This window comes from Methylobacterium sp. J-076 (genome assembly GCF_022829405.1).
Taxonomy (GTDB): domain Bacteria; phylum Pseudomonadota; class Alphaproteobacteria; order Rhizobiales; family Beijerinckiaceae; genus Methylobacterium.
This window is the reverse complement of record NZ_JAKSXW010000130.1, coordinates 93,695-106,279: the sequence shown is the minus strand read 5'-3', so window position 1 is coordinate 106,279 and position 12,585 is coordinate 93,695. Positions and strand designations below refer to the sequence as shown.

The 12,585-nt window shown below is 71.0% G+C and carries 11 protein-coding genes; 5 read left to right on the top strand and 6 right to left on the bottom strand.

Annotated elements, in window-relative coordinates:
• The first annotated feature begins 155 nt into the window (after positions 1-155).
• Together MKK53_RS14555 and MKK53_RS14550 are read left to right on the top strand one after the other, a co-directional pair.
• The gene (locus MKK53_RS14555; protein WP_243929413.1) at positions 156-2,675 is read left to right on the top strand and encodes a sensor histidine kinase; all 2,520 of its coding nucleotides are present in this window, start codon (positions 156-158) and stop codon (positions 2,673-2,675) included.
• Positions 2,676-2,827: 152 nt separating this feature from the next.
• Positions 2,828-4,060 (top strand): MFS transporter, encoded by a 1,233-nt coding sequence (locus MKK53_RS14550; protein ID WP_243929412.1) that lies wholly within the window; start codon positions 2,828-2,830, stop codon positions 4,058-4,060.
• 16 nt (positions 4,061-4,076) lie between these two features.
• On the opposite strand, the gene MKK53_RS14545 is transcribed toward MKK53_RS14550, so the two are convergent.
• The 5 genes from MKK53_RS14545 to tolQ all read right to left on the bottom strand — a co-directional run bounded on the left by MKK53_RS14545 (position 4,077) and on the right by tolQ (position 8,626).
• Entirely contained in the window at positions 4,077-4,478 is a 402-nt protein-coding gene (locus MKK53_RS14545; RefSeq protein ID WP_243929411.1) for a response regulator, read from the bottom strand.
• Positions 4,479-4,620: 142 nt separating this feature from the next.
• Positions 4,621-5,964, bottom strand: coding sequence for a Tol-Pal system beta propeller repeat protein TolB (gene tolB / locus MKK53_RS14540; protein WP_243929410.1), 1,344 nt, complete (start codon positions 5,962-5,964; stop codon positions 4,621-4,623).
• 55 nt (positions 5,965-6,019) lie between these two features.
• Positions 6,020-7,435, bottom strand: coding sequence for a cell envelope integrity protein TolA (tolA, locus tag MKK53_RS14535; protein ID WP_409564335.1), 1,416 nt, complete (start codon positions 7,433-7,435; stop codon positions 6,020-6,022).
• 12 nt (positions 7,436-7,447) lie between these two features.
• On the bottom strand, positions 7,448-7,894 hold the full coding sequence (locus MKK53_RS14530) for an ExbD/TolR family protein (protein ID WP_243929409.1): 447 nt from the start codon (positions 7,892-7,894) through the stop codon (positions 7,448-7,450).
• A gap of 12 nt (positions 7,895-7,906) precedes the next feature.
• Positions 7,907-8,626: a protein TolQ gene (gene tolQ / locus MKK53_RS14525; protein ID WP_243929408.1), complete on the bottom strand. Its 720-nt coding sequence runs from the start codon at positions 8,624-8,626 to the stop codon at positions 7,907-7,909.
• Positions 8,627-8,906: 280 nt separating this feature from the next.
• Between tolQ and MKK53_RS14520 the strand changes: the two genes are divergently transcribed.
• The 3 genes from MKK53_RS14520 (at position 8,907) to MKK53_RS14510 (ending at position 11,691) form a co-directional block, all read left to right on the top strand.
• Positions 8,907-9,683, top strand: coding sequence for an HpcH/HpaI aldolase family protein (locus MKK53_RS14520; protein WP_243929407.1), 777 nt, complete (start codon positions 8,907-8,909; stop codon positions 9,681-9,683).
• A 172-nt stretch (positions 9,684-9,855) separates the two neighbouring features.
• Positions 9,856-11,064 carry an acetyl-CoA C-acetyltransferase gene (locus MKK53_RS14515; protein ID WP_243929406.1) on the top strand — a complete coding sequence of 403 codons (1,209 nt, stop codon included), beginning with the start codon at positions 9,856-9,858 and terminating at the stop codon, positions 11,062-11,064.
• 132 nt (positions 11,065-11,196) lie between these two features.
• Complete coding sequence (locus MKK53_RS14510; protein ID WP_243929405.1) at positions 11,197-11,691, top strand: hypothetical protein; 495 nt, start codon at positions 11,197-11,199, stop codon at positions 11,689-11,691.
• Positions 11,692-11,733: 42 nt separating this feature from the next.
• Here the strand turns inward: MKK53_RS14510 and MKK53_RS14505 are convergent, their stop codons facing one another.
• Positions 11,734-12,513: an EAL domain-containing protein gene (locus MKK53_RS14505; protein ID WP_409564334.1), complete on the bottom strand. Its 780-nt coding sequence runs from the start codon at positions 12,511-12,513 to the stop codon at positions 11,734-11,736.
• Positions 12,514-12,585: the final 72 nt, after the last annotated feature.

Below are 12,585 nucleotides of genomic sequence, written 5' to 3'. Positions count from 1 at the left end.
TTCTCCTTCCGGCCGGAATCTCCCCCACGGTAAGGTGCCCGCGACTCAGTAACAGGGCGTTCCGCCGTGGCTCCGACGGGGCTGCGGCAGCGACGGTGCGTTTCGCGCCGCGCGGGCGCACGCCGGCGGTGACGAGAGCTTTGGGGGCAGGGCGAATGCGGGTCGGACGTGCGGCGCAGCTGCGGGTCGGCGTGGGGATTCTCGCGCTGTTCGCAGCAGGCGCGGCCTTTGCGGAAATGCCGGAAGTCCCGGCCACCCACGGACCGCGGGAAATGCACGGCGTGGCCGGGCTCGCCGTGTTCGGCGGGCTCGTGGCCTTCGCCGTGATCGTGGCCCTTCTCTATCTGTACGAGCGCGCCCGCTGGACCCGCCGGGAGCAGGATCTCGTCGCGGCCCTCAACATCCTGCGCGGCGCGCACGACCGGGCGGAGATGCTCCTCAACGCCGACCGGCAGGTCGTCATCACCTGGGACGAGGCGAGCGAGCCGGTGATCGAGGGCGATGTCGGCATCGCCCTGGACGGCGACCGCCCGGCGGCGGGCTCGGCCCGGCGCGTCCTCGCCTTCGGCGCGTGGCTCATCGCCGCCGACGCCCATGCCGTGGAGGCCGCCCTGGAGACGCTGCTCACCCGCGGCAGCGGCTTCTCCCTCGACCTGCGGACCCAGACCGGCCGCAGCATCGAGGCCCAGGGGCGGACGGTGGCCGGGCGGGCCCTGCTCCGCCTGCGCGAGACCAGCTCCGAGCGGCGGGAGATCGCCGACCTGCGGATCACCCTCGATGAGACCCGCCGCGGCCTCTCGGCCCTGTCGAGCCTCCTCGATGCGATTCCGCAGCCGGTCTGGCGGCGCAACAGGGATGGGGCGCTCGCCTGGGTGAATGCCGCCTACGTGGCCGCCGTCGAGGCGGGGAGCCGCGAGGCCACCCTCGATGCGGGGCTCGAACTGCTCGACCGGCCGGCGCGGGAGACGATCGTCCGCGAGGAGGCCACGCTCAGCGCCGGCGCGTCCCGCCGGGCGACGCGGGTCTCCGCAGTGGTGGCGGGCACCCGCCACGTCCTCGACGTGTACGAGGCTTCCCTCGACGGGGGGAAGGTCGGCATCGCCGTGGACGTCTCGGAACTGGAGAGCGTCCGCGCCGACCTCCAGCAGCAGATGAACGCCAACGCGCGCACCCTCGATCAATTGCCCACCGCCGTGGCCATGTTCGACGTCGGCCAGCGGCTGATCTTCCACAACACCGCCTACCGGGCGCTCTGGGACCTCGATCAGGCCTTCCTCGACAGCCGCCCCTCCGACGGGGAGATCCTCGATCACCTGCGCTCCCAGCGGAAGCTGGAGGAGCACGCGGATTTCCGCGCGTGGAAACACGGGGTGCTCGCCGCCTACCGCGCCGCCGAGGCGAACCAGGCGTGGTGGTATCTCCCCGACGGCCGCACGCTGCGCGTCGTGGCCGACCCCAACCCACAGGGCGGCCTGACCTACCTGTTCGAGGACATGTCGGACCGGCTCAACGCCGAGTCGCGCTACAACGCCCTGCGCCGCCTCCAGGCCGAGACCCTCGACACCCTGGCCGAGCCGGTGGCGGTGTTCGGCGCGGACGGGCGCCTGCAGCTCGCCAACCGCGCCTTCACGACAGCGTGGCGCCTCGAGCAGGAGATGGTGGACGCAAGGCCGCACGTCGATGCGGTGATCGCCCGGTGCAAGGCCTTCGCCCCGGCCGAGAACCAGTGGCTCGACATCCGCGACGCGGTGGTCGGCCTGGAGGCCCGGGCGGCCCTGGCCCGGCGGATCGAGATGGTGGACGGCACCGTCCTCGACTGCGCGATACAGCCCCTGCCGGAGGGCGCGACCCTGCTGACCCTCATCGACGTCACCGCCAGCGTGAACGTCGAGCGGATGCTCACCGAGAAGAACGAGGCGCTGGAGAAGGCGGCCGACCTGCGGGACACCTTCGTCCACCACGTCTCCTACGAGCTGCGCTCACCCCTCACCAACATCATCGGTTTCACCCAGCTCCTCGGGGACGAGACGGTTGGCGACCTCAACACCCGGCAGCGGGAATATGCCGACCACATCATGCGCTCGTCCGGCGCCCTGCTGGTGATGATCAACGACATCCTCGACCTCGCCTCCATCGATGCCGGCTCCCTGGAGCTGCAGCGCGAGGACGTGGACGTGCAGGCCACCGTCGATGCGGCCGTGCGCGGCCTGGAGGACCGGCTCGCCGAGGCGCGCATCGCCCTCTCCGTGGACGTGGCGGAGGATGTCGGCAGCGTCCGGGCCGACGGAAAACGGATCCGGCAGATCCTGTTCAACCTGCTCTCCAACGCGGTGGGCTTCTCGGATCCCGGCCAGCGGGTGGAGATCGCGGCCCGCCGCTCGGCGCGCGACCTGATCCTCAGCGTGCGCGACCACGGCTGCGGCATGACCCCCGAGGTCCGGGACCTCGTCTTCAACCGATTCGAAAGCCACACCCGCGGCACCCGCCACCGGGGGGTGGGGCTGGGCCTCTCCATCGTCCGCTCCTTCGTGGAGCTTCACGGGGGCCGGGTGGAGCTGGAATCCGAGCAGGGCATCGGCACCTGCGTCACCTGCATCTTCCCCCTCCAGGCACCGGACGAGCCCCGCCACACGCCCATGCCCCGCACCGAGCGCTCGCGGATCTCGGTTGCCTAGGGCCGCCCCCGCGCCCGCCATCCCGGTGGCGCGGGCGCAGGATGGCGCAGGTCGGCGGCGGCCTGCGCCGATGTCATCCGGAAACATGGGTCGTGCCACCGGATCGCACCGCCGCGCTTGATCTCGCCCGGCCCGAGGCCCACGGAAGCGGGATGTCCGAGAGAACAGAATCCGGGTGGGCCGTCTTCGCCATCGGCGATTTCCGGCTGTTCGGTGGGGCGCGCTTCCTCACCGGCCTCGCCTATCAGATGCAGGCCGTGGCCATCGGCTGGTTCGTCTACGACCTCACGCATTCCGCCCTGGCCCTCGGCCTCGTCGGCCTCGCGGGGTTCCTGCCGGCCATGCTCAGCGCCCTGGTGAGCGGCCACGTCGCCGACGTCTACGAGCGGCGCATCGTCGGGTCCGCCGCCTTCGCCCTCCAGGCCGTGGCGAGCTTCGGCCTCCTCGCCTACGCGCTGAGCGGTGCGAGCGCCGTCTGGCCGCTCTACGCCCTGGTGGTGGTGGTCGGCACCGCCCGCGCCTTCGCCAACCCGGCCCTCCAGGCCCTGCTGCCGACCCTCGTGCCGACGGAGCTGTTCGGCTCGGCAATCGCCTGGAACGCCTCCCTCTGGCAAACCGCCTCGGTGATGGGGCCGGCGCTGGGGGGCCTGCTCTACGCCCTCGGACCGAAGGTGGTGTTCGCCGCGGCGGGCACGAGCTTCGCCCTGGCGAGTATCGCCGTCGCCCTCATCCGCCACCGCCCCGCACCGGTCACCGAGCGGCCAGCGATCACCTGGGCGGCGCTGCTCGCGGGCATCGGCTACATCCGCTCGCAGCCGGTGGTGCTCGGTGCCATCAGCCTCGACCTGTTCGCGGTGCTGTTCGGCGGCGCCACGGCGCTGCTCCCGATCTACGCGGCCTCCGTGCTGCATGTTGGGCCCCTCGGCCTCGGCCTGCTGCGGAGCATGCCGGCGGCGGGCGCCGTCACCACCGCCGTGCTCCTCGCCTACTACCCCCTGCGGCGCCATGCGGGCGTGCGGATGCTGCGGGCGGTGGCGGTGTTCGGCGTGGCGACGGTGGCCTTCGGCCTCTCGACCTCCCTGCCGCTCTCCATGGCCTGCCTGTTCGTCACCGGCGCCGCCGACATGATCTCCGTCTACGTCCGCCAGAGCTTCGTGCAGGGCGAGACGCCGGACGCGATGCGGGGGCGGGTGGCGGCGGTGAACACCGTGTTCATCGGCGCCTCGAACGAGCTCGGGGAGTTCGAATCGGGCCTGCTGGCCGCGGCTGTGGGGGCGGTGCCGGCGGTGGTCCTCGGCGGCCTCGCCACGATCGGGGTGGCGGCCCTGTGGGGGCGCCTGTTCCCGCCGCTGAAGGCGCGGGACCGGCTGCTGACGCAGGCCTGAGAGGCGGGCGCCGCCGTCAGACCGCCCGGGCGCGGACGGGGCTGCACACCGAAACGATGGTCTCGCGCAGCGCCGCGGGGGTGAAGGGCTTGATCAGGCAGGCGTTGACCCCGGCGCGGCGCGCGGCGGGGAAGCAATCGGCATTGGCCTGCGTCGTCATGATGATGAACGGGATCTCGCGCATCGCCCGATCCGAGCGCACCCGCCGGAGGAGCTCGTAGCCCGTCATCGGCGTCATGTTCCAGTCGGAGATGACGAGCCCGTAGCGGCGCTCCGCCAAGTGGTCGAGCGCCGCGCTGCCGTCGGCGGCCAAATCGATCTCATGGAAGCCGAGGCGGCCCAGGATGGCCTGCACCACCTCCGCCACCATCGGCACGTCCTCGACGAGGAGGACAGGCGGGAAGCCGGTGAAGGGCATAGGTCTTCCGCGAGCGAGGGCGCCGGGTCCGGTCGCGATGACACAACCGGATCGTCCACACCTTTCCTGCCAGACCGGGGTTAGCGAAAAGCTGACGGCGTGTGCCCCGGCCGGGGAAGCGACACTATGTCCGATACCGGACTCAGCGCCCCGCCAGGAGGGGCGACCAAGTGGGGTCGGAGGCGTAGCTCGGGGTCGGCACGGGCTGCTCCACGTGGCCGGTGATGTCGACCATGAACAGCTTGCCGCCGCCCTGGCCGCCCGGATCGCGGAAGAACACCACGTACTGCCCGTTCGGCGAGAAGGACGGGCTCTCGTTGTGGAAGCCCTCGGTGAGGACGCGCTCGCCGGTCCCGTCCGTCTTGGCGACGCAGATGGCGAAGCCACCGTTGCGCTGGCGGGTGTAGGCGATCAGGTCCCCCCGGGGCGACCATGCCGGCTGAGACGCCGAGCCGGTGCCGAAGGTGATGCGGTGCGGGTTCGAGCCGTCCGCACCCATGACGTAGACCTGCTGCGAGCCGCCACGGTCCGATTCGAAGGCGATCTGGCTGCCGTCCGGCGCATAGGTCGGCGAGGTGTCGATGGCCAGTCCGCTGGTGATCGGCTTCTGCACCTTCGAGGCGATGTCCATGGTCACGATGTCGGCGTTGCCGCCCTGCTGCACGCTCATCACGAGGCGGCGGCCATCGGGGGAGAAGCGCGGGCTCGCGCTCATGGAATCCACCGAGCCGAAGGCCGTCCGGGAGCCGGTCTCGAGGTTGATGACCTGCACCCGCGGCTGGTGTCCGCTGGCCTGGGCCATGAAGGCGATGTCCTGGGTGGTGGGCGAGTAGCGCGGGGCGACGATCGACATCTCGCCGCTGGTGATGGCGCGGACGTTGGCGCCGTCCTGGTCCATCACCATCAGGCGCTTGCGGCGGTTCTCCTTCGGGCCGGTCTCGTCCACGAAGGCGATGCGGCTGTCGAACCACGGCCCGAGGCCGGTGATCTTCGTGTAGACCTGGTCCGAGACGAGGTGCCCGGTGCGGCGGGCATTGGCCGGATCGGTGGCGTATTGCTGGCCGATCATCTGCTGGCCGGAGGTCACGTCCCAGAGGCGGAACTCCACCTTCAGCCGCCCGCCGGCGTCGCGCACGACCCGGCCGGTGACGAGGCCCTGCACCCCCGTGGCCCGCCACTTCTCGAAGTTCGGCGCGGCGTCGAAGGGCGGGTTCTCGGGGAAGCGGGCGCGCTCCAGGGGCGTGAAATAGCCCGAACGGCGCAGGTTGTTGGTGACGACGCCGCTCACGAGCCCGCCCAGGCTCGGATCGCCGCCGAACTCGGCCACCGCGATGGGCATGGGCTGGAAGCTGCCCCCGCCGATTCGCAGCTGGAGCTGCGCCTGGGCCGGCCCGGCGAAGCCGATGGCCGCCGCGAGCAGGGCGAGCAGGGCCAGGAGAGGGCCGGGCAGCGTGGAACGGTGCCGGCGAGTCGGGCTGTCGATCATCGTCTCGGTCGTCATGCGGACGGGGAGGGTGGCGGCGGCGACGCGGGTTCCGGCGTCACGTCGCCGTGAACTCGAACTCCGCATTGATCGCCTTCCAGTCGTTGTAATACGGCGCGTAGGTGGCCGGTATGCGATAGGGCGCGCACCGCCTCACCGCCCGAAGCGCGGCCTGGGCGATGGACTGGTCCACGGAACTCGCCCCGCCGCGCATGATGCGCGGCTCGGTGCTGAGGGAGCCGTCCTGGTTCAGGCGGATATCCAGCACCGGCAGGACCACGCCCTGCGCCGCGCCGGGGGGCGCCGAGTAGCACCGCTCGATCTGCTGCTGCAGCATGCCGACCAGCGCGTCGCGCAGGGACGGCGACAGGCGCTGGGCCGTGCCCGTGGCGGCGCCGAGGGCGGCCATCTTCTGCACCGCGTGGCCCGTGGCCCCGGTCGATTGCGAGGGCGCCTTCGACGCCAGCACGGAGCGGATGTCGCCCGCGTTGAACTTGTCCGCCAGGGCCGACTGCTGGCGCGCCTTGGCCTCCGCATCGGCCGTGCCCTTCGCGTCGGCGAGGGCCTTCGCCTTGGCCTTGGCGGCGGCCTCCGCCTTGGCGGCAGCCTCGGCCTTGGCCTTCTCGGCGGCCTCCGCCTTGGCCTCCGCGGCGGCCTCCGCCTTCTCGCGCTCCGCCTCGGCTTTGGCCTCCGCGAGCTCCTTCTGGCGCTCGGCCTCCGCTTCCGCCTTGGCCTTCGCCTCAGCGACCTTCTTGGCCGCCTCAGCCTTGGCCTTCGCCTCCGCCGCCTTGGCCTCGGCCGCCTTCTTGGCCGCGTCGGCCTTGGCCTGGGCGGCGGCTTCAGCCTCCTGGCGCTCGATCAGCTTGTCCAGCTGCTCGCGCTTCTCGGCCTCGGCCTCGGCCTTCGCCTCGGCGGCCTTGGCGGCGGCGTCCGCCTTCGCCTTGCTCTCGGCGGCGGCGGCCTTTTCCGCAGCGGCGGCTTTGGCGGCGGCGGCCTTTTCCGCGGCGGCCGCCTTGTCGGCAGCGGCCTTTTCGGCGGCGGCCTTGGCCGTCTTCTCGGCCTCGCGCTTCTCCTGCGCCGCCTTGGCCGCCTTGGCGATCTCGGCCTCGGTCACGTCGGGCTCGGCGCGGAGCGGCATCTCGTCCGCGTTGGCGAGCTTCATCTGCGCCGTGCGCGTCGGCGCCGTGGGGGCGTCGGTCTTGGAATTCTCGGGCTCGCGGTCCTCGACCTTCTCGGCCTGACGGTCGGCGCGGCTCTGGGCGTTCGGCATCGGCTTGTCGGCCTGCCGCTCGCCCTTGGTGATCTCGGAGAACTGGTTCTCGGTGATCACCTCGACGGGCACGCCCTCCTGCGCCTCGGGGAGGGCGGGGGCGGAGACGCCGAGCAGGACGAGGCCGAGCAGGGCCACGTGGGTGCCGGCCGAGATCCAGACGCCGGGCTCCCGGCGGTCGAACGCGGGCAAGGAGATCGCCAACTCAGCGCCCCTCTAGTGCTCGGGCTCGGTGACGAGGGCGACGTGACGGAAGCCCCCGCCCGTCACGATGGCCATGACCTGCGCCACGCGGCCGTAATCGACGCGCTTGTCGCCGCGGACGAACACCCGGTCCTCGGTGCCGTTCTTGGCGGAGGCGGTGAGCTTCTGCACGATGGTGTCGTCGGTGAGTTCGTCCTCGCCGAGGAAGATCTGGCCGGTCTGGCGGATCGAGAGGGTGATCGGCTTCACGTCCGAGTTCAGGGGGGAGGCCTTGGACTGGGGGAGGTCCAGGGGCACGCCCACCGTCATCATCGGCGCCGCCACCATGAAGATGATGAGGAGAACGAGCACGACGTCGATGAACGGCGTCATGTTGATTTCGTTGATGGCGCCACTGCGTCGGCCGCGCCTGCGCCGCCGCTTCGTCCCGCCTTGCCCAGCCCCTGCCGCCATGGCCATCGGTCGGTCTCCTCAGGCGGCCAGCGACAGGCGTTCGTCGATCTGCCGCGACAGGATCGCCGAAAACTCGTCCGCGAAGCCTTCCAGGCGCGACTGGGCTTTGGAGACCTCGGCCTGGAGCTTGTTGTAGGCGAGCACCGCCGGGATGGCCGCGAACAGGCCGATGGCGGTGGCGAACAGGGCCTCCGCGATGCCCGGCGCCACGACGGCCAGGGAGGTGTTCTTGGAGGCCGCGATCGAGGTGAAGGCGGTCATGATGCCCCAGACCGTGCCGAACAGGCCGATATACGGGCCGGCGGAGCCGATGGAGGCGAGGAACAGCAGGCGCGATTCGAGCCGCTCCACCTCCCGGTGGATGGTGACGTCGAGCTGCTTCTCGATCCGCTGGGAGAGCGACTGCACCTGGCGGCCGGAGCCCTCGAAGGAGCGCTTCCACTCGCGCATGGCCGCCACGAACACCGCCGCCAGGCCCGTCGCCGGACGGTCGTTGAAGGAGCGGAACAGCTCCTCCAGGGAGCGGCCGGACCAGAACGCGTCCTCGAACGCGTCCATCTCCTTGCGGATGCGGCGGAAGAGGATCGTCTTGTCGACGATGATCGACCAGCACCACACCGAGGCGCTGAGCAGGCCCAGCATCACGATCTTCACGACGAAGTGCGCCTGGAGGAACAAGCCGAGCAGGCTCATGTCGGCCACGGGGGCGGCGGCCTGCATCGCGTCGGCTGGGTTCATCCGTCGAAGTCTCCTGCTCCGGGCCGGCGCGGGCAGGCGCATCACCGCCCCGCTGCCGGAAATTCGAGCGATATCAATGCTATCGCTCGCGAATCTGTCGAAAGTAAGGGCCGGACCCGTCCGGGCACGTTCGCGTGGTCTTCCGGATTTTAAGGGCTTGCCAGGGTTAAGGATCCGTTGAGAACCCGGCGATCTTGAGGCGATTCCGCCCCGGCGGCTGGACCGGGGCGGGGCGGTCTCCCTATGGTGCGCGCCAAGAGGAACGCCACAGGACTCCGCCGTGACCGCACCCGTGCCGAATCTGCCCGACATGCTGCGCGGAGAGGGCGGCCGTCTGCTCGGCTGGTCCTGCCTCGCCGACGTCGCCCTGGCAGGCCTGATGGCCCAGGCGGGCTTCGACGTCGTCCTGCTCGATCAGCAGCACGGAACCTACGACGTCGCCACCTGCACCGCCGGCCTGACCGAGCTGGCGCTCGCGGGCACGCCGGGCCTCGTGCGGATCGCGGTGGGCGATTTCGCCATGGCCTCGCGGATGCTCGACGTCGGCGCGGCCGGCATCGTCGCGCCGATGATCAACACCGAGGCCGATGCCCGGGCACTCGCCGCGGCCACGAAGTTCCCGCCCATGGGCCAGCGCAGCTGGGGGCCGGACCGGGCGATGTGGTTCTCCGGCCTCGCCGACCCGCAGGCCTACCTGACGCAGGCCAACGCCCGGACCATGACCATCGCCATGTGCGAGACCAGGGAGGCCATCGCCAACCTCCACGCCATCCTCCGGGTGCCGGGGATCGACGGCATCCTCGTGGGGCCGGGCGACCTGTCCATCGCGCTCTCGAACGGCGCCAGCTTCGATCCCACCGGCAGCGCGGTCACGGAGGCCCTTCGGGAGATCGTCCGCACCACCCTCGCCGCCGGCAAGATTCCCTGTGCCTTCGCCGCCGGCCCCGCCCGCGCCCGGGAGATGCTGCAGATGGGCTTCAAGCTGGCCTCGATCGGCTACGACGGCGTCCTCGTGGCGGACGCGTTCGGGAAGGCGCTCGCCGAAGCGCGGGGGTGATCCCTCCCATCCCCGTCATCGCTTCGCTGCGCGCACGATGACCGGGGTGGCAACGTGAGGGCGATCCCACCGTTACGGACCGGGACGCCGCCCCGGCACATGTGACTGGCACGACGAAGAACGGCGCGGTAAGGCCGCATCGCCGAGAGGCGGGGAAGGGAAGGGTACGCCGATGCCGACAGCCTTCATCTACGACCATGTCCGCACCCCCCGCGGGCGCGGCAAGGCGGATGGTGCCCTCCACGAGGTGACGGCCCTGCGCCTGGCCGAGACCGCCCTGCGCGCCCTCAAGGACCGCAACGGCCTCGACACGCGGCTGGTGGACGACGTGATCCTGGGTTGCGTCGATCCGGTGGGCGAGGCGGGGGGCGACATCGCCCGGGCCGCCGCCCTGGTGGCCGATTACGGAATCCACGTCCCGGGCGTGCAGATCAACCGCTTCTGCGCCTCCGGCCTGGATGCGGTGAACTTCGCCGCGGCGCAGGTGATGGCGGGCCAGCACCACATGGCGGTCGGCGGCGGCGTCGAGTCCATGAGCCGCATCGGGATCGGTGCCTCCGGCGGCGCCTGGCCCGTCGATCCGGCCATCGCCGTCAAATCCTACTTCATGCCGCAGGGCATCTCGGCCGACCTGATCGCCACGAAATACGGCTTCAGCCGCGACGCCTGCGACGCCTACGCCGTGCGCTCGCAGGCGCTGGCCGCCCAATCCTGGCAGGACGGCCTGTTCGACCGCTCGGTGGTGCCCGTGCGCGACGTGAACGGCATCACCCTCCTCGACCGGGACGAGCACATGCGCCCCGGCACCGACATGCAGTCGCTCGCCGCCCTCAAGCCGTCCTTCGTCCAGATGGGCCAGATGGGCGGCTTCGACGCCGTGGCCACGGATGCGCACCCGGATGTCGAGTTCGTGGAGCACGTCCACCACGCCGGCAACTCCTCCGGCATCGTCGATGGGGCGGCGGCCGTGCTGATCGGCTCGCGGGAGGCCGGCGAGGCGGCGGGGCTGAGGCCCCGGGCGCGGATCCGCGCCTTCGCCAACATCGGGTCGGATCCGGCGCTGATGCTCACCGGGCCGGTCGACGTCACCGAGAAGGTGCTCTACCGGGCGGGCCTGACCCTGGACGATATCGACCTGATCGAGGTCAACGAGGCCTTCGCCGCGGTCGTCCTGCGCTTCTGCCAAGCCTTCGACCTCGACCCCGACGCGGTGAACGTCAACGGCGGCGCCATCGCCCTCGGCCATCCGCTGGGCGCGACGGGGGCGATGATCCTCGGCACCGCCCTGGACGAGCTGGAGCGCACCGGCAAGGAGCGCGCCCTGATCACGCTCTGCATCGGCGCGGGCATGGGCACCGCCACGATCATCGAGCGGGTGTGACCGCGCCGCGACGGCGACGTGCCGGACAAGGACTTGCGGCCGTATCGTTTTCCACGGAAACGGGCGGTGCGCCATGACGGCCGGGACAACGAGCCGGCCGCCCATCCACGCCACATCACGGGAGGACACCCCTTGAACCGCCTGATCGCCACCCTCTGCCTCGGCGTCGCCCTGTCCGCGCCGCTCGCCGCCCGCGCCGACGACATGGGCGACCGGGTCGCCGCTGCGACCAAGCTCGTCAACAAGACGCTGATCAAGAACCTCCAGACCGGCTTCGGCGTCGCCCTGGAGAAGACCACCGCGGCCATGCCGGAAGCCCGCGCCGACGCCGTGCGCAAGGAGCTGAACGCCGAGTTCGAAAAGCAGCGCGCCCTGATGGTCGAGGGCCTGTCGAAGGACTACGCGGAGAAGTTCAGCCTCGCCGAGCTGAAGCACCTCGACGAGATCTATTCCGACCCGGTCTACGAGAAGTTCCAGACCATGAACGCCGATCCGAACTCCTCGGTGACGGCGATCTCGCAGAACTCGGTCACGAAGCTCCTGAACATGCTGGCCGTCGCCTCGGCGACGGACAACACGCCCCCCGGCGCGCCGCCGGTGCCGGTGGCGCCGCCCGCCGCGAAATAAGGGCCGGCGGCCCGTGGTGACCGGGCGGGGCTCGGCGTTCCGTCACGCGGCTTGCGCGGCGGATGCCGGCGCCAAGCCCGGCACCGCGGGCAGCGCCTCGATGAGGGGACGGGCGAAATGGTAGCCCTGCACCAGATCGATGCCGAGGCCGCGCACCGCGTCGAGTTCCGCCGCGGTCTCGATGCCCTCTGCCAGCAGGGCGATCCCGAGGGACCGGCCGATCGCCACGATGCCGGCGACGATGCTGCGGCGGCGCGGGTCGGCATCGATGCCGCGCAGGAGGTCCATGTCGATCTTGATGAGGTCGGGCTGGAAGTTCGCCAGCAGGCTGAGGCCCGCGAAGCCCGCGCCGAAATCGTCCAGGGCGGTCATGAAGCCCTGCCGCCGGTAGGCCGCGACGATGCGCTTCACGTGCTCGATGTCCCGGAAGCGCTCGTTCTCGGTGAACTCGAACATGATGCGGTCGTGGGAGAAGCCGACCCGCCGCGCAGCCTCCAGGGACGCTTTGATGCAGGCATTCGGCTCATAGACGGCGTTCGGCATGAAGTTGATGGAGAGGCGCACGTCGTCATGCGCCGGGAACAACCGCCCGGCGAGTTCGATCGCCTTCACCCGCGCCGCCTGGTCGAAGCGGTAGCGGATGTCGTCATCGACCTGAGACAGGATCGCGCCGGCCGGCTCGCCTCCGGCCCCGCGCACGAGCGCCTCGTAGCCCCATACCCGCGCGGTCGACATGTCCAGGATCGGCTGGAAGGCCATCGTGAACGCGAACGGCAGCGGCGTGGAATCCCGGCAGGCGGCACAACCAGGGTTTGCTCTCATCTTCATGTCCCGCGACGGCCCCCCGGCGCCCGCGGGTATGCGACGGAAAATCTATACGCCCGATTAAAAACG